The organism is uncultured Proteiniphilum sp. (genome assembly GCF_937873925.1).
Classification (GTDB): Bacteria; Bacteroidota; Bacteroidia; order Bacteroidales; family Dysgonomonadaceae; genus Proteiniphilum.
On sequence record NZ_CALNAT010000221.1, the window covers coordinates 18299 to 39587 of the forward strand.

The 21289-nt window shown below is 43.1% G+C and carries 19 protein-coding genes; 15 read left to right on the forward strand and 4 right to left on the reverse strand.

Features of this window, described 5'->3' with window-relative positions:
* Window positions 1–115 precede the first annotated feature (115 nt).
* On the reverse strand, window positions 116–1114 hold the full coding sequence (locus tag Q0502_RS14770; RefSeq protein WP_298652280.1) for a LacI family DNA-binding transcriptional regulator: 999 nt from the start codon (window positions 1112–1114) through the stop codon (window positions 116–118).
* A gap of 342 nt (window positions 1115–1456) precedes the next feature.
* Here Q0502_RS14770 and Q0502_RS14775 point away from each other — a divergent pair, with 342 nt between their 5' ends.
* From Q0502_RS14775 to Q0502_RS14805, 7 genes are all read left to right on the forward strand, one after another.
* Window positions 1457–1774, forward strand: coding sequence for a hypothetical protein (locus tag Q0502_RS14775; RefSeq protein ID WP_298652283.1), 318 nt, complete (start codon window positions 1457–1459; stop codon window positions 1772–1774).
* 185 nt (window positions 1775–1959) lie between these two features.
* Window positions 1960–3411, forward strand: a complete 1452-nt coding sequence (gene rpoN / locus Q0502_RS14780) for an RNA polymerase factor sigma-54 (protein ID WP_298652286.1) — start codon at window positions 1960–1962, stop codon at window positions 3409–3411.
* A 26-nt stretch (window positions 3412–3437) separates the two neighbouring features.
* Window positions 3438–4052, forward strand: coding sequence for a hypothetical protein (locus tag Q0502_RS14785; RefSeq protein ID WP_298652287.1), 615 nt, complete (start codon window positions 3438–3440; stop codon window positions 4050–4052).
* 83 nt (window positions 4053–4135) lie between these two features.
* Complete coding sequence (gcvH, locus tag Q0502_RS14790; protein ID WP_298652289.1) at window positions 4136–4516, forward strand: glycine cleavage system protein GcvH; 381 nt, start codon at window positions 4136–4138, stop codon at window positions 4514–4516.
* Between the two features lie 168 nt (window positions 4517–4684).
* Entirely contained in the window at window positions 4685–5191 is a 507-nt protein-coding gene (gene purE / locus Q0502_RS14795) for a 5-(carboxyamino)imidazole ribonucleotide mutase (protein WP_298652292.1), read from the forward strand.
* Between the two features lie 165 nt (window positions 5192–5356).
* A complete protein-coding gene (locus Q0502_RS14800; protein ID WP_298652295.1) occupies window positions 5357–7423 on the forward strand; it encodes a dihydrofolate reductase in 2067 nt (688 codons plus the stop codon).
* 179 nt (window positions 7424–7602) lie between these two features.
* Window positions 7603–8895, forward strand: a complete 1293-nt coding sequence (locus Q0502_RS14805) for a folylpolyglutamate synthase/dihydrofolate synthase family protein (protein ID WP_298652298.1) — start codon at window positions 7603–7605, stop codon at window positions 8893–8895.
* A gap of 4 nt (window positions 8896–8899) precedes the next feature.
* Here Q0502_RS14805 and Q0502_RS14810 read toward each other — a convergent pair whose 3' ends face one another.
* The 3 genes from Q0502_RS14810 to Q0502_RS14820 all read right to left on the reverse strand — a co-directional run bounded on the left by Q0502_RS14810 (window position 8900) and on the right by Q0502_RS14820 (window position 10006).
* A complete protein-coding gene (locus Q0502_RS14810; RefSeq protein WP_298652300.1) occupies window positions 8900–9160 on the reverse strand; it encodes a type II toxin-antitoxin system RelE/ParE family toxin in 261 nt (86 codons plus the stop codon).
* Entirely contained in the window at window positions 9145–9354 is a 210-nt protein-coding gene (locus Q0502_RS14815) for a hypothetical protein (protein ID WP_298652303.1), read from the reverse strand. The genes Q0502_RS14810 and Q0502_RS14815 overlap by 16 nt, the downstream gene beginning before the upstream one ends.
* Before the next feature lie 148 nt (window positions 9355–9502).
* Window positions 9503–10006, reverse strand: a complete 504-nt coding sequence (locus Q0502_RS14820; RefSeq protein ID WP_298652306.1) for a hypothetical protein — start codon at window positions 10004–10006, stop codon at window positions 9503–9505.
* A 479-nt stretch (window positions 10007–10485) separates the two neighbouring features.
* Here Q0502_RS14820 and Q0502_RS14825 point away from each other — a divergent pair, with 479 nt between their 5' ends.
* From Q0502_RS14825 to Q0502_RS14860, 8 genes are all read left to right on the forward strand, one after another.
* Window positions 10486–11280, forward strand: a complete 795-nt coding sequence (locus tag Q0502_RS14825; protein ID WP_298652309.1) for a thymidylate synthase — start codon at window positions 10486–10488, stop codon at window positions 11278–11280.
* Window positions 11277–11783 (forward strand): dihydrofolate reductase, encoded by a 507-nt coding sequence (locus tag Q0502_RS14830; RefSeq protein WP_298652312.1) that lies wholly within the window; start codon window positions 11277–11279, stop codon window positions 11781–11783. Before Q0502_RS14825 ends, Q0502_RS14830 begins: the two co-directional genes overlap by 4 nt.
* 15 nt (window positions 11784–11798) lie before the next feature.
* Complete coding sequence (locus tag Q0502_RS14835; protein WP_298652315.1) at window positions 11799–12380, forward strand: sigma-70 family RNA polymerase sigma factor; 582 nt, start codon at window positions 11799–11801, stop codon at window positions 12378–12380.
* On the forward strand, window positions 12370–13515 hold the full coding sequence (locus Q0502_RS14840) for a FecR family protein (protein WP_298652318.1): 1146 nt from the start codon (window positions 12370–12372) through the stop codon (window positions 13513–13515). The genes Q0502_RS14835 and Q0502_RS14840 overlap by 11 nt, the downstream gene beginning before the upstream one ends.
* A gap of 230 nt (window positions 13516–13745) precedes the next feature.
* A complete protein-coding gene (locus Q0502_RS14845) occupies window positions 13746–17471 on the forward strand; it encodes a TonB-dependent receptor (protein ID WP_298652321.1) in 3726 nt (1241 codons plus the stop codon).
* A 13-nt stretch (window positions 17472–17484) separates the two neighbouring features.
* On the forward strand, window positions 17485–19311 hold the full coding sequence (locus Q0502_RS14850; protein WP_298652325.1) for a RagB/SusD family nutrient uptake outer membrane protein: 1827 nt from the start codon (window positions 17485–17487) through the stop codon (window positions 19309–19311).
* A gap of 303 nt (window positions 19312–19614) precedes the next feature.
* The gene (locus Q0502_RS14855; protein WP_298652328.1) at window positions 19615–19944 is read left to right on the forward strand and encodes a hypothetical protein; all 330 of its coding nucleotides are present in this window, start codon (window positions 19615–19617) and stop codon (window positions 19942–19944) included.
* Window positions 19932–20900 (forward strand): ROK family protein, encoded by a 969-nt coding sequence (locus Q0502_RS14860; RefSeq protein ID WP_298652331.1) that lies wholly within the window; start codon window positions 19932–19934, stop codon window positions 20898–20900. The genes Q0502_RS14855 and Q0502_RS14860 overlap by 13 nt, the downstream gene beginning before the upstream one ends.
* Window positions 20901–21289: the final 389 nt, after the last annotated feature.

The following is a 21289-nucleotide window of genomic DNA, read 5'->3' on the forward strand; positions in this document are numbered from 1 at the left end:
ATGTTCGGATTGATAATAGATTCAGCCTATGTGCTCTATTATTCTCATCCTTTATAACTGCTAAACCGGTTAACTAACCGTTTATAAAAAATCATATTTCATTATCAATAAAATTTCAAATAGAATGTTTGATCTCGGCATCGAATATATATTGCTTTACTTGCTTATCCCCATTAATCTGCTCTATAAGAAGATCGACAGCTTGTTCTCCCATTTTTCTGATAGGTTGCTCGATAAAATCGACAGGAATATCAGTAATAGAAATAGTATCGATTTTGTCGAAACATATCACTTCCATATCTTTGGGAATCTTTATACCTTCTTTATGCATATACTTTATTCCCGTAATAAATACTCTTCGGGAACAGAAGAATATGGCCTCCACCTTGTCGGGATTATTTTTCAGATCGATAATGGCTTGTCTTATCTCCTCTTCCTGGTTTTCGTATTTGATGTTTTTTATCAACGCGGGATCTGATAATTGGTAACGATTCATCGTATCGATATACCCTTGCCGTCTATCTGTCAAGGCATTCAGATCAATATCATAACATATGACAGCAATTCTTCTGTAGTTTTTTTGTATCAAAAGTTCTATTGCGTTTACAGAAGCATTGTAATTATCAATAATAATGTAACTGGCTTTCATACCTGGAAAAAAACGATCAATCTGCACTACCGGAAGCTGCCTTTTTATGATTTTTTCAGCGATCTCCTCACCCCCGACTACAGGCACAAATATAATTCCATCAATTTGTTTGTTCAGCAAAATAGTAACAGCATCATTAAATTCTTCTAAAGATTCATTCGTATTTGTGGTAATCACCGTATAACCATATTTTTTGGCGCGTTCTTGTATATGAAAAGTAAGATTCCCAAAAAATTCATTCGAAATATCAGTCACAATAACTCCGATTGACATGGTCATGCCGGTACTGAGGCTACGGGCTATTTCATTCGGATAGTAACTCATCTCTTCTGCCGTCCGTTTGACTTTCAAGCACATTTCTTCACTAATACGATTACCTTTTGCCTTACCGCTCAATACAAGAGAGATTGTTCCTTTTGAAACGCCTAACCTGTCTGCTATGTCCTGCATTGATACCTTTTTCATCTTTTCTGAACCCGAAAGCAAATGCTAAACCGGTTAACTAATTTTATATATAAAACACAGAAACTATTTTTCGCAATGATAAATCAAAATATCATACAAACCAAAATATTTAGGCTTATTTTATAATGTTTAACTTTACAGTCTTATGAGTGAAGGGATATAAATCGAATGATTTTCCCGCCGGATCACTGAAGATTGGGCTTGGAAATGTTGAAAAGCAATGTAGTGTCAAAAGTAAAATGTCGGCTGCTCATTGGTTGCTATACTCCTTTATCGTTAATTTGAACCTATTGGGGGCGCCTTTTGTTTTAATTATAGATAAACTAAGAAAACAGAATGACAATGAAACCGAAATACATGCCCGTCGATCCCGGGTATTTTGAACTTTTTGCGCAGGAGATGGAAAAAGAGGAGGCGAGGGTGATTTATTTTGCTTTTACCGGTGAACCTGTGTTGGAAGAGTCACGCGGGAAGATCACCGGAATGGACGATAAAGGGCGCGAAGGTTATTATCTCTTCTTTGAGAACGGTGACCAGGTACGCCTTGACAGAATTATCGTCATCAACGGGATACCCGGTCCCGCTTATGATGAATACGATTCGTTCGCTCTTGCACCCCTTACCTGTCAGGGAGGTTATGACGATTGTTTTATGGAATAGAAATCATTATCTTTGCCATCATAATTTGAATTAATCCTACTATTTCTTGCTGTGGCGTAGTTCATCTGACGACAAACCGAAACAAAAAACTTGTTGGAGTTTTGAAGTGCGCCGGAAGAAGACGAAGTCAAATAAATTTGATCTCTGCTCATACAGCTTCTGAAATAGTTTATGCAATCGCGTCTATGGCTCTGAAGCAACAACAGGAACTGAAACAAACACAGCGTCTTTCACCTTTGCAGATGCAAGTGATAAAACTGGTGGAACTGAACTCAGTGGAGGTGGAGGACCGTATCAAACAGGAGATAGAAGATAATCCCGCCCTGGAGGTTTCGGATTCCGGGCCTGCCGGCGATGAAGACGAGAACAGGGAAACCGCGGAGGAAATTTTATCCCAGGAAGAGATCATACTGGGTGACTATCCTTCGGAAGATGACATCCCGGACTATCGTCTGAACGGGAGCGACCGGAAGAACGAAACAAACATTGCCGAAATCAGTTATTATGATGACAAATCGCTCAGCGACTCGCTTCAGGAACAGATCGGGTTATTAAAGCTGGATGACCACAGACAGTTGATTGCGGAATATATCATCGGTAATCTGGATGAGAACGGCTATCTGCAACGCGACCTGCAATCGATCTCCGACGACCTGTTGTTTCAGCAGCAAATAGAGGTCTCTCCATTACAATTGGAAGATATCCTGTATGAGATACAAGACCTTGAACCGGCTGGTGTAGGTGCCCGTAACCTACGGGAATGCCTCCTGCTGCAACTGGAGCGGTACGAATCCACACCGGCGGTGAAACATGCCAGAAAAATCCTCTTGGACTATTTCGAAGAATTTTCCCGGAAGCATTACGATAAGATCATCCGGCAAATGAATATCGTACAGGACGAACTGCGGGAAGCCATCCGCGAGATCACCTCTTTGAACCCGAAGCCAGGCAATACGCTGGGCGGTACGATGCAAACCGCGATGAACAATATCACCCCCGATTTTATTGTAGACTCTTATAATGGAGAGGTATCCATCCAACTCAACAACAGCAATATCCCCAGCCTGCAGGTGAACCGCTCTTTTTCGGAGATGCTCAAAGGATACAGCGGGAACAGGGAGAGCATGTCGACCGACGACAAACAGGCCGTGCTCTTTATGAAACAGAAAATAGATTCAGCCAAATGGTTCATCGATGCGGTGAAACAGCGCCAGAATACCCTTCAGCGTACCATGGAGGCTATTGTGAGCATCCAGTACGATTTTTTTCTTACAGAAGATGAAACCCGGCTTAAACCTATGATCCTGAAAGATGTGGCCGAAAGAACCGGCTTCGATATCTCTACGGTTTCCCGTGTAAGCAACAGCAAATATGTGCAGACCAATACCGGTATCTACCCGCTTAAATTCTTTTTCTCGGAAGCCATGCAAACCAATAGTGGAGAAGATATCTCCTCGAGAGAGGTAAAATTGATCCTTAAAGAAAATATAGACAATGAGAATCCCGTCAAACCGCTTACGGATGACCAGCTTACTAAGATCCTCAACGAAAAAGGATATGTGATCGCCCGCCGGACCGTGGCGAAATATCGCGAACAATTGAACATTCCTGTGGCACGATTGAGAAAAAAAATATAACTTTGCCGATTCAAAAAAGGAACAGGATGAAGTCAATCGCACACCTAATCTCCACAATCTTTCAGCCCCTACTGATGCCTACTTACGGGGTAATGCTCCTGTTTGTATACACCTACTTCGGGATGATTTATTTACACCAGTTCTGGCTGATAATTACCCCGGTAGTCCTTTTTTCATTCGCCATCCCGGCCATCCTTATTTTTATGCTTTACCGGATGGACATTATTTCCGACCTGTCGCTGAAGGTTCGCCGCGAGCGCATCTACCCCTATCTGATCACACTGGTTTCTTACTCTGTAATGATTTATTTCTATCATAAGATGCATATGCCCAGATGGTTTTTGATGATCATGGCTTCTTCGGTCGCAATCATGGTTATTGCTATCATCATCACGCTGAAATGGAAGATCAGCGCACATATGTTCGGCATCGGTGGGCTTATCGGGGGCGCCATGTCGGTAAGCTACTTCGTGGAGCATTCCAATCCCTACTTCATGTTTATGGGATTGTTTATTATCGCGGGGCTGGTAGGTACGTCGAGGCTTATCCTGAAACGTCATACCTTTGCCCAGGTGATTGCCGGATTTTTACTTGGCCTCCTGATCTCATTCGTTTTTGTATGGACAGGAGCAGAGGCCTGAACGAAAATGTTTGGTTTTTTTGACATAAGAGAATTAAATAGTACATTTACCGTATAAAATATTTTTCTAAAATTTTAATTGTTATGAATTTTCCTGAAAATGTAAAGTACTCTTCCGATCATGAATGGGTAAGAGTAGAAGGCAATGAAGCATACGTGGGAATCACCGATTTTGCCCAGGAGGAATTGGGCGAGATTGTGTATGTCGATGTCACAACCGAAGGTGAAATCCTGAGCCAGGGAGAAGTTTTCGGAAGTATTGAAGCCGTGAAGACCGTATCCGACCTGATGATGCCTGTAGGGGGAGAGGTATTGGAAGTGAATGCTAAACTGGAAGATGCTCCCGAGTTAGTGAACAGCGACCCGTTCGGCGACGGATGGATTATCAGGGTAGCGGTCCGGAATGCCGATGAACTGTCGGATTTGATGTCAGCTGCCGAATACAAGGAATTTATCGGAAAGTAAAACTAATGTGCCAATATGCCAATAAGACTAATATGATAATGTGATAATGTGAACAATAATTTAATGAATGTAATGATCGGCAATTTAATTGGCACATTGGCATATTAATAAATTAGCACATTAGTTTAGTCTTGGTTCTTGATTGTTGGTTCTAACATCTAAACAAAAATGAATCCATTAGTAAGTATTATTATGGGCAGTACATCCGACCTGCCCGTAATGGAAAAAGCAGCCCAATTCCTCAATGAGATGGAGATCCCGTTCGAGATGAATGCCCTTTCCGCGCACCGTACTCCCGAAGAAGTGGAAAAATTTGCGAAAGGGGCCAAAGATAACGGTGTCAAAGTGATCATTGCGGCAGCCGGCATGGCAGCGCACCTTCCCGGGGTGATCGCTTCCATGACTACCGTTCCTGTGATCGGCGTACCCATCAATTCGTCGCTCGACGGAATGGATGCACTGCTCGCTATCGTACAGATGCCCCCCGGCATCCCGGTAGCGACCGTAGGGATCAACGGCGCGCTGAACGCGGCCATCCTCGCGTTGCAGATGATCGCTACAGGCGATGTATCGGCGCAGAGGAAACTGGCGGACTATAAAGTAAGCCTGAAAAATAAGATCACGAAAGCGAACGAAGAACTGGCTTCCGTTTCCTATAAATTCAAAACCAACTGATTAATAATATGACTAATGAGTCAATAGGCCAATAAGACTAATTAAAAGAAGAAGTCAGAAGTTGAGAAGTGAAGAAGCTATGATTTAGTTTTTCAATTTTCACTTTTCACTTTTAGTTTTTCAAAAGTCTTGGTTCTTGACTCTTGTATCTAATTTATAATCAATATGAAAAAAGTAATCTTTATGCTTACAGCCCTATTTCTGTTGGCAGCCTGTAACAATGGCAATAAGGCAGACAAACAAACGCCGGCTGACGACGGCATCGACTACTCCACATTCGAATACAAGGTAGACCGGTTTGCTGATATCGAGATACTCCGTTATCCCGTTCCCGGATTCAACCACCTGTCGCTGCAACAGAAAGAACTCATTTATTATTTGTCGCAGGCAGCCCTGGAAGGGCGTGATATCCTCTGGGACCAGCACAACCGCTACAACCTGGCGATCCGGCGGGTTTGCGAAGGGGTTTATGAACACTACATGGGCGATAAATCGTCCGAGAACTGGAAGCATTTCGAGACTTACCTGAAACGGATATGGATGGCTAACGGCATCCATCACCACTACTCCGAAGACAAGATCATGCCGGAATTCCCGCAGGAATACTTCGTTTCCATCGTAAAAGGAGTGGATCCGGGCCGTATGCCTTTCCGCGACGGGATGGCTGCTGACGAGACGCTCAATGAGATTCTCCCGGTGATGTTCGACCCGAATGTCATGCCCAAACGTATGAACCAAACACCGGGAGCCGATATCGTGGCGACCTCGGCAGTGAATTTCTATGAAGGGGTGACACAAAAAGAGGTGGAAGATTTCTACAACGCGATGAAAGACCCCAACGACCATACGCCTGTATCCTACGGACTGAACAGTAAAGTAGTGAAAAAGGAGGGTGTTGTCACCGAACAGGTATGGAAACTGGGGGGCATGTACGACAAAGCTATTGAACGCATTATCGGATGGCTGGAAAAGGCGGCTGCCGTTGCCGAAAACGATCATCAGAAAGAGGGGATCAACACGTTGATCTCCTATTACCAAACGGGCGACCTGAAAACATTTGACGACTATTCCGTAAAATGGGTGACCGATACCACCTCCCGTGTGGACTTTATCAACGGTTTTATCGAAACCTATGCCGATCCGCTCGGCATGAAAGCCACCTGGGAATCGTTAGTGAACTTCAAAAGCGAAGAGGCGTCCGAACGTACGAGGATCATCAGTGAAAACGCACAATGGTTCGAAGACAATTCACCTGTCGATAACCGCTTCAAGAAAGAAGAAGTAAAAGGGATATCGGCCAAAGTGATCACGGCTGCCATTTTAGGTGGCGACTGCTATCCGGCGACCCCCATCGGCATCAACCTGCCCAATGCAGACTGGATCCGTCGCGACCATGGTTCCAAGTCGGTTACCATCGACAATATCACCTTTGCCTATGCCAAGGCGGCCGAAGGGAATGGGTTCGACGAGGAATTCATGTGGAGCGACACCGAAAGGGAACGTGCTAAGAAATATGGCACACTGACCGATAACCTGCACACCGACCTGCATGAATGCCTCGGACACGGTTCGGGCAAACTGCTTCCGGGCGTAGATGGCAATGCACTCAGGGCATACGGATCCCCACTGGAAGAGACAAGGGCCGATCTGTTTGCCCTCTATTACCTGGCCGATCCCAAGCTGGTAGAACTGGAACTTTTACCGGACGAGGAAGCATACAAGACGGAGTATTATCACTACATCATGAACGGCGCCATGACGCAACTTACCCGCATCCACCCGGGTAAAGATATCGAACAGGCGCACATGCGCAACCGGGCGCTGATCTCGAACTGGGCGGTCGAAAACGGAAAAGCCGACAATGTGGTAGAAATGCAGCAACGCGACGGTAAAACATACGTGGTAATCAACGATTATGATAAATTGCGAACCCTCTTCGGCGAGTTACTGGCCGAAGTGCAGCGCATCAAGTCGGAAGGTGATTACGAAGCAGGCAAGGATCTGGTGGAAAAATACGGGGTAAAAGTAAATGCCGACCTGCACAAAGAGGTACTGGGCCGCTACGAAGCGCTGGATATCGCTCCTTACAAAGGATTCGTGAACCCTGTCTACAAACTCGTGACCGATGACAATGGCAAGGTAACGGATGTGACCGTTTCGTACGACGAGAACTATGTGGATCAGCAATTGCGTTACTCGAGACAATACTCAGTACTGCCGCTAATGAACTGATCCTGCAGAAATAATTAATATAATGAGGGTGTATCACAATGTGGTTCCACCCTCATTTTACTTATCCAACCCTATCACCCAATCACCGTTCCACCTTCCCACCGCCAATTGGCACATCAGTAAATCATTCAATTAACGAATTGACACATTGACTCATTGGCATATTAGCACATTAAACAATGACTTACGACGAAACACTTGACTATCTGTACCGCCAGATGCCCGACTACCAGCGGATCGGAGATAAGGCGTATAAGGAGGGACTCGATAACAGCCTTGCATTGGACGAGATATTAGATCATCCTCACCGCCGCTACAAAACCATCCATGTAGGGGGCACCAACGGCAAAGGTTCCACTTCGCACCTACTGGCGGCCATATTACAGGAATCGGGTTACAAAGTGGGACTGTATACCTCACCCCACCTGATCGACTTCCGCGAGCGGATCCGTGTCAACGGGGAGATGATCGGCCGGGAGTTCGTGGTAGAATTTGTAGAGCGATACAGGGAGCGGTTTGAGCCGGTGATGCCCTCGTTCTTCGAGTTGACCATGGAGATGGCTTTCCTCTACTTTACCCGGCAGGAGGTAGATGTGGCGGTGATTGAGGTGGGTTTGGGCGGACGGCTCGACAGTACCAACATTCTCTCCCCCGACCTCAGCGTCATCACCAATATAGGATTCGATCATATGAAACAGTTGGGCGATACGCTCCCGAAAATCGCCGCCGAAAAAGCGGGGATAATAAAACCATATACACCTGTTGTGATTGGTGAAATGGGAAATACAGAAGTAGCGCAGGTTTTTATCGATAAAGCACAATCCGTGAATGCTCCTATTGTTTTCGCGGAACTTTATATGAACAATTTTGTGGCAGAGAGAAAAGAGTCCGGATGGCTGTTTCACGCCAGCGGGTATCCGGATGTAAAAGGTGAATTAAAGGGATTGGCACAGGACAAGAATGCCCGGACGGTGTTGACGGCGGTAGAAGTACTCCTTGAAACGGGGTATGACATCCCGAAAGAAGCTGTTTACGAAGGGTTCGCCAACGTAACTACCATCACCGGGTTAATAGGGCGTTGGCAGCAGTTGCAAACCTCGCCGAAGATCATCTGCGACATTGCACATAATGCCCACGGGATACGGTATATAGCGGAACAATTGGGGTCGGAAAATTTCAACCGGCTTCATATTGTGTTCGGTATGGCAAACGACAAGGATGTGGATACGGTGCTTTCCCTCTTGCCACGGGATGCCGTTTATTATTTCACCAGGGCATCGGTAGAACGCGCGTTGAATGAAGTGGAACTTGCCAACAAAGCGGCCGCCCACGGGCTGCAAGGCCTCACCTTTCCTATTGTTTCCCACGCGGTCGAGGTAGCACGAAAAAACGCCGATAAAAACGATCTTATTTTCATCGGCGGTAGTACCTTTATCGTGGCGGACGCGCTGCCGCTGTTTTCAAAGTCATAGTGGGTTACCTCCTTTTATAACTTTCTTTTCTGTGTGCAACCTTTATTATTTCGATATACAGAATATTATCCTTAATAGAATAAATAATCCGGTAATCCGCTACACGGATCCGATAATAATTATTAGAACCGGTCAGTTTTACACATCTATCCGGACGCGGATTTTCAGCCAAATCATAGATTGCTTCAGCAATTTTGATCGCATAAACATCCGGAATTTTGTCAATCTCTTTTTTAGCTTTTTTATGGATTACAACTGTGTACACTTTCCAAAACGTTTATCCATACTTTCTTTAAACTCTTGCAAAGAAATTGTCTCACCACCTTGACGACTTTTTGCTTCTTCTATATCCAAAAAATCTTCGAGTAACTCATTATTTCCATGTTTTTTCATGTCAATTTTCACGTAACGGGTTCTTCCTTTTTGATCTTTTTCTATTTTAATGCCCGAAGAATTCATTATTACAACCTCCTTTTATGTTATTGGACAACAAATATATGAAAAATTTCTGTCAAATAAAAAACGCGATAAAAACGATCTTATTTTCATCGGCGGTAGTACCTTTATCGTGGCGGACACGCTGCCGCTGTTCCCGCTGTTCGGATAATTACCAAATCAGCACGATACGGAAATTGTAATTATATACATATTCATCCCTTCGGAGCAAATCTGAATTCTGGATATAGAAAGCAACCGAACTTTCACCGTTAGTCTTGTATTGCACATCGTAACTGATAGTCTCTGTATATTTATTTGTAACGTTACCATTTATATCCGTTTCATAATAGGTATGTGGGTACGGTAGCGATTTTTGTACTTCGTCCTCACCCTGCTGACCTATGAAAATATACCCCAACACGGCACCCTCTTCATAAATATCTTGGGTCAGTTCCGGTAGTTCATATATCGCCTGATAATATCCGGCATCGGGAATCCATTCCCAATCCGTTTTTTTCACCTCAAACGGAATTATTCGCCATTGCCCGTTCAACGAATTGTCAATCATCTGTTGAATTTCGCGATCCGATAAATAATCATCACCAGAACAGCCGTAGCCTAAAAAAAGCAGAAAAAATACAGAAACGGTGGAAAAAAATAATTTTTTCTTCATAATTCGTAGTTTTTGAAGCCCATAAAACTTGTACGTAAGCTAAGACTTGAAAAAAGTTCTTACGTTTAATTTAAAACAGTAAAAGAGGGAAAAAGTTTAACTTATTTACCCTTTCTATTTGTATACAGATCCGAAAAAATAAACTGATAATCTAATTCTAAATAACAAACATCTGATTTTCTGCCTCTTATTCTGAAATACCCAGGGGATATATATCTTTAAACAATTTCTTCTGCGATTGGGTTCTGATAATTACCGGGATGAGGAATAAAATCACACAGTGAATAGTGCCAATTCTAATTACTTTTCAACATTCGATTGTATGCTATAAAAAAAGAGTTATTTTTGCCTATCCACAATTTTGGAAAAGAAAATTTTAATGTAAAAAGAATAAGGGACTAATTCTGACACAAAAGTATGGTTAAAATACCTTATGTTTTGGCTCTTCAATCTCTATTCTTTACTCTTTATGCTAAAATATGAGACAATATCTTGATCTATTGCAACGGGTACTGGACGAAGGCGTCCAAAAAGAAGACCGCACCGGCACCGGTACCATCAGCATATTCGGCCATCAGAGCCGGTACAGGATGAGCGACGGATTTCCGGTGCTCACTACCAAAAAGCTGCACCTGAAATCAATTATTCACGAACTGCTCTGGTTCCTGAACGGGGATACCAACGTGCAATACCTGAATGACAATGGTGTGCGTATCTGGAACGAATGGGCGGACGAAAAGGGCGACCTGGGCCATGTCTACGGTTACCAATGGCGCTCATGGCCCGATTATAACGGCGGACATATCGACCAGATAGCGGAGGTGGTCGACACTATCCGGAACAATCCTGATTCGCGCCGTATCATCGTCAGTTCATGGAATGTGGCTGATCTGCCCAATATGAATCTCCCACCCTGTCACGCCTTTTTCCAGTTTTACGTGGCCGATGGTAAACTAAGCCTGCAATTATACCAACGCAGCGCCGACATTTTCCTGGGAGTGCCTTTCAATATCGCTTCCTACGCCCTGCTGCTGAAAATGATGGCACAGGTGGCCGGATTGCAGGAAGGCGATTTCATCCACACTTTGGGCGATGCGCATATTTACCTGAACCATCTGGAGCAGGTGAACCTTCAACTTACGCGTGAACCTCGGCCATTACCCGACATGAAGATCAACCCCGATGTAAAGGATATCTTCGGCTTCCGGTTCGAAGATTTCGAACTGACGGACTACGATCCGCACCCACATATTAAAGGCACTGTCAGCATATGATGAATTACAATACTCCACCTATTGCCATTATCGTCGCGCTCGACGAACAGAACGGTATCGGGCGCGACGGGGAACTGCTTTGTCATCTTCCCGGCGATCTGGAACATTTTAAAGAAACAACACGCGGGCATTGCGTCATTATGGGGCGGAGAACATATCAATCCCTACCCAAAGGCGCCCTACCCAACCGCACCAATATCGTGATCACCTCGGATACGGCAGGGAATTATCCCGGCTGCATCGTGGTCCGCTCTGTAGACGAAGCACTGGCTTGTTGCAAAGGTGAAGAGACAGCTTTCATTATAGGCGGAGGAGAACTTTACCGTTCAACTCTTCATCTCGCCGACAAGCTATACCTCACCCGCATCCATCACACGTTCGATGATGCCGACACTTTTTTCCCGGAAGTCGATCTCAATGAATGGGAATTGGTTCACCGCGAAACACACAAAGCGGACGGAAAACATATGTACGATTATTCGTTTCTGACCTATGTAAAATAAAGAGAAGCTGTAAAAATGGATGCGGACAGTTGGCAAGAATTCCTGAAAGGTGACAAAGCTTCTTTCTCCGAGCTTTACCGCTTTTATTTTAATGAACTTTTTGCATACGGACTGAAGATCGGTTTCGATGAAGAAGCGTGCAAAGATGCCATACAGGATGTTTTTTATAAAATATACACCTCCCGCAACCGGCTGACCCATATCAGGAATATTGAGTTTTACCTGCTTCATTCCGTGAAAAACCGACTATTCGATATTCATAACGGGGAAAACAGAATTAATCATATAAATTATAACGATATCATTCTGGAGAATGAGGATAATGTCGTCGAACAGATCATTGAGAAGGAAACGCAATCGCAACTCGAAAATAAAATCAACCAATCACTGAAAATTTTGCCGCCGAAACAAAGGAAAATAATCTATTACCATTATCATCTCAATCTATCTTTCACAGAAATAGCAACATTGTTAGAAATGGAACCCGAAACAGTAAGGAAATCGGCATATAGGGCTTTGCAAAAAATGAAAGAAAGCCGGCAATTAAAAACACTACCCTTCCTTTTTTCCCTCCTATCATTTTATCATGGATCATAAGGATTTTCTATGTGACGACCTTTTTGTGTACTGGAGAATTCATTCCACAAAAGAACTGGATTTTTTCTGGAAGAATTTTCTCAAAGAAAACGAAGAGCTCATAGAGCCTTTCAGCCAGGCTATTGAAGCATTTGAAATAATACGGAATGAACAGGACACACTCCAGATCAGTGAAACCTCAATACTGCAAAAGCTGAACACAAAAATTAAAAAACAGAAGAGAAAGAGATTACGCAGGATATTGATTTCATCTGCCGCCGCCGTCTTGCTCCTTACGTTAATTTCCACACTTTTTTTTCTGCACCGGAAATCTGAAAACATGGGATCTGGGGTATCTTCCATTGGAGAAGTAATGAGTAATAACAATATACAACTTTTTACCGGCAATAACGTTCTGGAGATCGACAATAATTCCACCTTGGATTTTTCAGAGAAAAGTCACAGCGCTGTGATCCAAAATCCGCTTACACAAAAAGAGATAGATTTAAACGATAATCAGGCCAACAAGCTTATCGTACCCTATGGAAAGAGATCGACCCTGATATTGGCAGACGGATCGAAAGTGCACTTGAATTCCGGCACGAAAATGGAATTTCCTTCCATATTTTCAGGAAAGAAAAGAGAGATCAATGTGGAGGGAGAAATTTTCATTGAAGTGGTGAAGCAAAACAATACCTCTTTTGTGATTAATACCCCTCATTCTCAAATCATCGTCTATGGAACGTCCTTCAATGTCTCTTCCTATTCCGAAGACACAAGAGAGTCCGTTGTTTTGGTAAACGGTTCAGTGGAGGTGAAAAGCAAAAACAGCGCCATACAATTACAACCCAATGAAATGGCTGAGATCGAAAACGGCATGATCCTGCGTAAGCAGGTAGATGTATCGGATTATATCGGTTGGACAAATGGCTATATGCAATTAAATAAAACTCCTCTGAACGAGGTATTGAAAAGAATAGGAAGATACTATAACGTAGAATTCCAATACGATCCGGATATGGATATGTATGACCAAACCTGTTCGGGTAAACTATTCCTTTCGGATAACTTTAATGATGTACTTGAGGCTTTTTCAAAGATGACTTACTTACAATATGATAAATACAGCGATGAAACAATTTTTATTCGTCAATAACTAAAGGATCCATATTATTAACTCAAAATTAATTATTTATGCCTATGAGAGAAGAAAAATAAAAAAAAGTCGAATAATGCCGCTAACATTATTCGACCCGAGTGATCATAAGATCTACAGAGTGAATCATAATTTATTGGTAACAAATTAAAATTCAACACAAAGATATGCAAGAAAAGTATATATGTAAGTTATTTACCACGAAAAAGAATGATAAGTTTTTAAAAATTATGAAAATCTATTTTTTAATCACTTTCCTTTGCATTTTTTCCGTTACGGCTGAAAGTATCTATTCTCAGTCCAAAACGGTCAGCGCCGAATTGAAAAATGTAACGTTGAAAGATGCATTTCGTGAATTAGAAAAAAACAGCGACTATTTGTTCCTTGTAATGGATAACACTGAAAGTGAACTATCAACAAGGGTTGACCTCTCCTTTAATAATCAATCCATAGTTGAAATACTGGATATGTTGTTAAAGAACACCCCCCTGACCTACTCCATTGTCAACAGGCAGATCACCATTTCAAAGAAACCGGGGGCTGTTGAAGACAAAAAAAGCGTTAAAAATAAAATCAACACTAAAGAAGTTCAACAAACCGGTAAAACAATTACCGGAACCGTAAGGGATATCAACGGAGAATCCATTATAGGCGCCAATATCATTGAAGAGGGCACCTCTAACGGAACCATTACTGACACAAACGGGAATTTTACCCTCAATGTAGCAAACGATGCTACTATACGGATTACTTATATCGGATATCTGAGCCAAACAGTCAATACAACGGGAAGCACGAATTTCAACATCACACTCAGAGAAGATATGCAAGCGCTTGAAGAGGTGGTGGTCGTGGGATACGGTTCGCAGAAAAAAGAAAACCTTACAGGTGCGGTTGCAACCGTGGATGTAGGTAAAGCATTGAGCGGACGTCCTATTACCGACGTTGGTCGCGGATTGCAAGGAACTACACCGGGGCTTTCGATTGTTATACCAAGCGGAGAGATCGGTTCTGATCCAACGATCAAAGTTCGTGGACAGATCGGCTCTATTGAAGGCAAGTCGGCTCCGCTTATTCTATTGGATAACGTTGAAATACCATCACTCTTAATGGTCAACCCCGATGATATCGAATCTATTTCCGTATTAAAAGATGCGGCTTCTGCTTCTATTTACGGAGCGAAAGCTGCTTTCGGGGTTATTCTTATCACTACCAAAAAAGGAGCTGCTCAGCAACGCGTGAATGTGAGTTATTCGGGAAACTTCACTTGGCAAAATATCTCCAAAAAGATGGAAATGGGCGGTATAGACGCTTTGCAGTATAGCGTGGATGCTTTTAAAAACGCAGGCGGAACAGTAGCCGGCGCTTTTGTGCAAATTACAGAGGAAGGACTGGTGAAGGCCAAAGCCTGGCATGAAAAATATTACGGGAAAATAGGCGTAGACGATCCATACGTTTATGGACGTGACTGGTATGTAGACGCCAATAACCGCAAAATAGGGTTAAGAACATTCGACCCTTATGATTACATGATTAAAGAATGGACTCCTTCCATGAACCACAATGTTTCCGTCAGTGGAAAAACACTAAATACCACCTACAATATCGGTGTGGGTTATATAAGTCAGGACGGTTTGATGGAACCGGCAAAACACGACGACTTTAAACGCTACAACGGATCATTGAGGTTAAGCACGGATATCAACAAATACCTGACGGCAAGAGCAGGCGCCATGTACTCTGCCAGAGCAAAGAGATATGGGTATGCAACCAATTCCACTACCGCCGATCCGTGGCTCTATCTTTACCGTTGGGGACCCACCATGCCCATGGGGTATGATGAGAACGGAAGCATAATCAGAAGCCCCTATTCCGAGCTTAAACAAGCCAATACAGCCTCAAGGAGTAATGACTATACCAGTGTGAATATCGGCGCTACGGTGAATATAACAAAAGACTGGAAGTTTGATGTTGACTATAATCATTCCAAGAATGATTACATCACATTACAACCTGGAACACGTTATACGGCGGCAGATTCCTGGGTGGCTGCTGTGGCAAAATATGATGATAACGGCAACCGCATTTATGTCAACGATGCCGGTGAAGTTGTTTCATCTACCACCACGGGAGCAATGCCTGCCTTTATGTTGAACACATACGAATATACGGGAAGCGGTTCCAATCCTGACCATATATACCGCCGTTCGGAAAAATCGGTACGCAACACATGGAATATGACTACTACGTATGACCTGAATTTGAATGAAGATCATAATTTTAATTTTTTGTTGGGTATAAACCGTGTTACGTATGAAACGGAGTGGAACTGGTCGCAGAAAACAAAATTGTTGGATATCGCAAATCCTCAGTTTAACCTTGCCGTAGGTACTGAAACAGTTGGCGGGGATTTTGACTGGGATGCTCAACTGGGTTATTTCGGCCGTGTCAATTATGCGTTTAAAGAGCGGTATTTGTTTGAAGCAAACCTGCGTTACGATGGTACGTCCAAGTTTCCGTCCAATTTGAGATGGAGATGGTTCCCCTCATTTTCAGCAGGTTGGCGTCTAAGTGAAGAGCCGTTTATGCAGTTCATGCAACCCACGCTTTCATCGTTGAAATTAAGAGGGTCTTGGGGTAGCATCGGCGACCAGACAGTAGCAAACAGTCTGTACGTTCCCACTATCACAATCGGTACGATTTCTTATCTGGATGAAAATGGAAACAAATTATTTTATGCAGCCCCACCCGCGGCCGTCTCACCCAAAATCGGATGGCAAAATATCCAGACGCTGAATTTGGGAATAGATGCCCGACTCTTCAAAAACTCATTTGGAATCACTTTCGATTGGTATCAGCGCGATACCAGGGATATGATTATTCCCGGTGCAAATGTCAGCCTTGCTTACGGTACAGGCGCACCCAAACAAAATCTGGGAGAATTAAGAACCAAGGGTTGGGAGCTATTGCTCGACTATACGCATCGCTTTAACAACAAATTATCTGTCAATGCGATGGTGACCGTCTCCGATGCTGCCACCGAAATCACGAAATACAGCGACACTCAATTGGTTAGTGGTTGGTATGTAGGGAAAACGTACGGAGAAATATGGGGTTATGAAACCGATCGCTTATATCAAAAAGATGATTTTGTTTGGACTAAAACAGCTGATGGAGATGATGAAATGGTAACCACCTATGCATTGTACGGGGAAGAAGTGGCAGCAGGTACTGCCGGAGCTAAAGTCGTAAACAAGCTTTCTGACCCGAATGGTGTATATCAGGACCGTTTTCAAGCCGGTAATTACAGGATGGGGCCGGGCGACCCTAAATTTGTTGATCTTAACGGCGATGGGGACATCAGTCCGGGAAGCAGTACGGTTGATGATCCGGGCGACAGGAAAGTCATTGGTAATTCAACTCCGCGGTATGAATATGGATTCCGTTTGGGAGCCGAATATGAAGGGTTCGACTTCTCCGTTTTTTTCCAGGGTGTGGGTAAGCGTAAACTCTGGGGAAATGGATTTTTGGCGATCCCCGGATATAATTCATCGGACGGCGCCATGCCACAGGCTATTGCCGGTAATTATTGGAGGGAAGATCACACGGATGCGTTCTATCCTCGCGCGTATAATCTTGGCAGTTCAAATGAAACATTGGGTATTGTACCCCAAACTCGTTATTTATTGAATATGTCCTATTTAAGAATGAAGAACCTGACTTTCGGATATTCATTACCTGTCAATTTGATTACGAAGACAGGGCTTCAAAAAGCGCGTGTTTACATTGCTTTGGAAAACTTCCTGACGTTTGATAACCTGAATGATCTCCCGATTGATCCGGAAGAAGTGCAAGGTTATTCAATGTTCAATGAAGAAAACTATAACGCCAGTCGTACGGGGGTAGGAGCTCCAACAATGAAATCGATGTCAGTTGGTTTTCAATTAAATTTTTAAATAAGATCATAAAATGAAGAAACATATATTTTATACACTACTTATTGTCGTGCTTGTCTCAGTCGGTTGCGACGATATATTGGATCGCCCTCAGAAAACAAAAGCCAATGATGAAACGTATTGGAGGAGCGAATTCGATTTCCGCTTATATGCAAATGAATTTTATACGCAGTATTTTGTGGGGTACAGCTCGAGTTATGGGCTGGATTATGCTCCTCTGCGCGGCTATTATTTTTCTGACGATGTGGCTTATACCGGTACGCAAAGCAACCTGGAGAACGCCATTCCCTCAAGCCGTGGATCTACCTCATTGGCTTCTACCAGCGATCTCTGGCTCACCAAGTACGCCAGCGCCACTTGGAACTTTGGATGGGTACGCAAAATAAACATCATGATAGAACGTCTTGAAACAGTAGGGGTTAATTATTTATCGGAAGAGGCTTACAATCACTGGATGGGGGTAGCTCGTTTCTTTCGGGCCTTCGAATATCACCGTTTAGTTTGGTCGTTCGGGGATGTTCCCTATTATGGAGCAACATTTTCAGAAGACAATTCAGACGAAATGTATAAAGACAGAACACCCAGAAAAGAAGTCATGGAGCATGTGTATGACGATTTACGCTTTGCTTTTGCCAATATCCGGACAAATGATGGCGCAATGTACCTGAATAAAGACATTGCTGCTGGATTTATCACGCGCATCATGCTCTACGAAGGAACCTGGCAAAAATACCATAACATCAGTCAGGAAAACGCGAAGAAGTATCTTGAATTTGCCCAGGAAGCCGGCGATTATGTGATTGGAACAGGAAAGTACGCGATTTCAGACGACTTCAGGAGTTTATTTGGTTCGTTAGACTTAAAGGGTCATCCGGAAGTGTTAATGTACAGACACTATGACGCAGCCAATGCTACACACGCTGTGGCTTCCTATTCAAATGGAAGGGAATCTCAAAATCCATCCTCCAATTTGGCATTGGCAAAGGCCTTTATCTGCAATGACGGTAAACCATACCAGACTTCAAGTGTTGCAAACGCTAACGTTTTAAACATCTCCAATATGATTAAAACGCGCGATCCCCGCTTTGAAGCTACTTTCTACAGTCATCCTCACATACAGGCATCTACACTTCTGTATGCATGCAAATTTATTTCACGCGAAGGATCTTCATGGGTTGGAACGCTACCTCCTCAATACGGAAGCAATACAAATACAAACGACTATCCCGTAATGCGTTATTCTGAAGTATTGTTGAACTGGATTGAAGCGAAGGCCGAACTGGCGACATTAGGTGGAACGGCAGTAACCCAGGCAGATATAAGCATATCTATAAATGCTATACGCAACAGACCTTTGGACAACGAAGCCATTGCATTGGGCGTTCAACAAACAGCAGCAATGGATTTGGCTCTTATCAATGATTCTTTTGATCCTGCACGCGATAGCGATGTTCCGGCTCTTATTTGGGAAATTCGCCGCGAACGCCGAATGGAGTTCGTATATGAACACACCCGTTTAGCCGACATTCGACGTTGGAAAAAACTGGAATATATGGATAACAATAAATATCCGGATACGATGTTGGGGTTGTGGATTGATATAGCCAATGAACTACCCACTTATCTCGTTACGACCACCAGAGTAAAGAAAGCCGATGGAACCATCGTGACATACAACGGCTCCAATGCAAGCGATATGGTGGGATTCTACATCCCCACAAACGCAAATGCAAGGGACTTATTCGGGGATTTTAATTACCTGGCGCCTGTAGGAAAAGCGCAAATAGAGCAGTATGCCGACGCCGGCTATACTCTGACACAAACCACCGGATGGTTTTAACCTATAGACTTGAATCGAGTAGGAGGAAAATAAAGTAGTTTCCTCCTACTTTATTTTCCGACCTCCCACACCACCGCTCGTACGGTTCCGTAGGTGGCGGTTCCTTACTTACGATACTACTTTATCGTAACAGTCCATCTGTAAAGGGTAATTTGCCTTTCTCAGGTTATAACAGGGACAACCGTCTATTGTAAGTACCCGATACGGGAAGGGTGAGTCTATGCTTGTAGGAACATATATGGGAATGGCTAATTTTCAGAAAATAAATCTTGAAAATGACAGATTCTTTATCAATTTATTAGATTGGCAAAAATTAAAAAACCCTTCACCACATCGCTTGACGGGCGAATTTCGGACCAGGTGGAAGTCCGGCTGCAGGATACGGAGGACGGCCATCTCGTTTTTATCATCAACCATAGCGCCGGTAGTGAAGAAATTGATATAGACCTGTATATGGGCTCTGACGGCGTATATACCCTGCGGGATGTAATCAATGGGACGCAAAAAGAGTTGCGAAGTTCCGGTAATACGCTGAACATCAACACCCGGATTGACAGCAAAGGTGTCCATATTATTGAAATAACCCCAATAATTAAAATTCGATTATTAAAAGACGATTCATGGCTGTTGTAGGTATAGATTTGGGAGGCACAAAAATTACGGGCGCTCTCTTTGATAAAAGAGGTAAGATACTTTGCGAGATATCTCATCTTCTGGAACATCGGAAAGAGTTTGAAGTAGGATTACTTGTTTTACAGGTAATCGACGAATTAATGGAACAATCGGGATACCGTAAGGATGACATCGAAGCATTGGGTATTTGTGTTCCGGGAATAGCAAACAGTAAGACAGGACTCGTATGGGCTCCCAACATTGGCGGGTGGGAAAACTATCCGCTTCAAAAAGAAATAGAAGAGCATTTCAGCAATAGCAAAATCATAATTAGCGTTGCCAGCGATAGAACCTGTTATATTTTGGGCGAAAAATGGAAAGGCATTGCAAAAAATGCCAATAATGCGATTTATATTTCTGTGGGTACGGGAATAGGGATCGGGCTTCTGATTGATGGAAATATAATCCATGGAAAGGGTGATATTGTAGGCGCTGCAGGATGGTTTGGAATTGAAACACCCTATTCGAAGGAATTTGAGAGGTGTGGTTGTTTTGAAAGTTATGCTTCGGGAAACGGTATCGCCCATCAGGCAAAAAAGATCCTGAAAGAAGGTATTCTGTTCAAAGAAAGCAAATTCTATACGAAAGAGATTGATAGTATATCCTCAAAAGATATCTTTGACGCTGTCAGCGATGGCGATCCTCTCGCAAAATCTGTCATAGAAAAAGCGATAGAGTTATGGGGTATGACCTCTGCCAATTTAGTCAGTCTGTTAAATCCCGAAATAATTATATGGGGTGGAGGCGTGTTCGGACCTGCTACACAATTCATCGACCGCATCTATAAAGAAGCTTCTAAATGGGCGCAGCCCATTGCTATAAAGGAGGTGAAATACGAAAAATCTATCTTACAGGGGAAAGCCGGACTATACGGCGCCGGTTATTTGGCGCTTACATCAGTCATAAAAAAAGTATAAAACGGGAATGAGAACCATTCACTGAAGTTAGATATCCGCTCGCTATGGTATAGCTCAAGCAAGTTGGCTTTACTCATTTAGCTTAACGCGAATAGAATAGTTCTCACCCAAAAAGATAAATAAAAATGCCTTATGTCTCTTAAGAAAAGATTTTTAATGTACTGATAATGACTAGTAAACCTAAATTGTTCCATCTCATTTTTAGAAAGGAGAAAACGTTCTGGAATGCTTTTGTCTTGGTTCTTTTGTCTTGATTCTTGGCTCTAAAAATAATCGTATGAAGTACAATAAAACGTTAGTTTACATAGCGGCCTGTATTGGCATGGCTTTTTTTGGGATTGCCTTTATTGTCATGGGATCTGTTTTACCATCATTAACCGCAAAATACT

Excerpts from the sequence above, each read along its gene's own strand:
- Q0502_RS14770 (WP_298652280.1), bottom strand. The coding sequence starts at position 1,114 with ATGAAAAAGGTATCAATGCAGGACATAGCAGACAGGTTAGGCGTTTCA.
- Q0502_RS14775 (WP_298652283.1), top strand. The coding sequence starts at position 1,457 with ATGAAACCGAAATACATGCCCGTCGATCCCGGGTATTTTGAACTTTTT.
- rpoN (WP_298652286.1), top strand. The coding sequence starts at position 1,960 with ATGGCTCTGAAGCAACAACAGGAACTGAAACAAACACAGCGTCTTTCA.
- Q0502_RS14785 (WP_298652287.1), top strand. The coding sequence starts at position 3,438 with ATGAAGTCAATCGCACACCTAATCTCCACAATCTTTCAGCCCCTACTG.
- gcvH (WP_298652289.1), top strand. The coding sequence starts at position 4,136 with ATGAATTTTCCTGAAAATGTAAAGTACTCTTCCGATCATGAATGGGTA.
- purE (WP_298652292.1), top strand. The coding sequence starts at position 4,685 with ATGAATCCATTAGTAAGTATTATTATGGGCAGTACATCCGACCTGCCC.
- Q0502_RS14800 (WP_298652295.1), top strand. The coding sequence starts at position 5,357 with ATGAAAAAAGTAATCTTTATGCTTACAGCCCTATTTCTGTTGGCAGCC.
- Q0502_RS14805 (WP_298652298.1), top strand. The coding sequence starts at position 7,603 with ATGACTTACGACGAAACACTTGACTATCTGTACCGCCAGATGCCCGAC.
- Q0502_RS14815 (WP_298652303.1), bottom strand. The coding sequence starts at position 9,354 with ATGAATTCTTCGGGCATTAAAATAGAAAAAGATCAAAAAGGAAGAACC.
- Q0502_RS14820 (WP_298652306.1), bottom strand. The coding sequence starts at position 10,006 with ATGAAGAAAAAATTATTTTTTTCCACCGTTTCTGTATTTTTTCTGCTT.
- Q0502_RS14825 (WP_298652309.1), top strand. The coding sequence starts at position 10,486 with ATGAGACAATATCTTGATCTATTGCAACGGGTACTGGACGAAGGCGTC.
- Q0502_RS14830 (WP_298652312.1), top strand. The coding sequence starts at position 11,277 with ATGATGAATTACAATACTCCACCTATTGCCATTATCGTCGCGCTCGAC.
- Q0502_RS14835 (WP_298652315.1), top strand. The coding sequence starts at position 11,799 with ATGGATGCGGACAGTTGGCAAGAATTCCTGAAAGGTGACAAAGCTTCT.
- Q0502_RS14840 (WP_298652318.1), top strand. The coding sequence starts at position 12,370 with ATGGATCATAAGGATTTTCTATGTGACGACCTTTTTGTGTACTGGAGA.
- Q0502_RS14845 (WP_298652321.1), top strand. The coding sequence starts at position 13,746 with ATGAAAATCTATTTTTTAATCACTTTCCTTTGCATTTTTTCCGTTACG.
- Q0502_RS14850 (WP_298652325.1), top strand. The coding sequence starts at position 17,485 with ATGAAGAAACATATATTTTATACACTACTTATTGTCGTGCTTGTCTCA.
- Q0502_RS14860 (WP_298652331.1), top strand. The coding sequence starts at position 19,932 with ATGGCTGTTGTAGGTATAGATTTGGGAGGCACAAAAATTACGGGCGCT.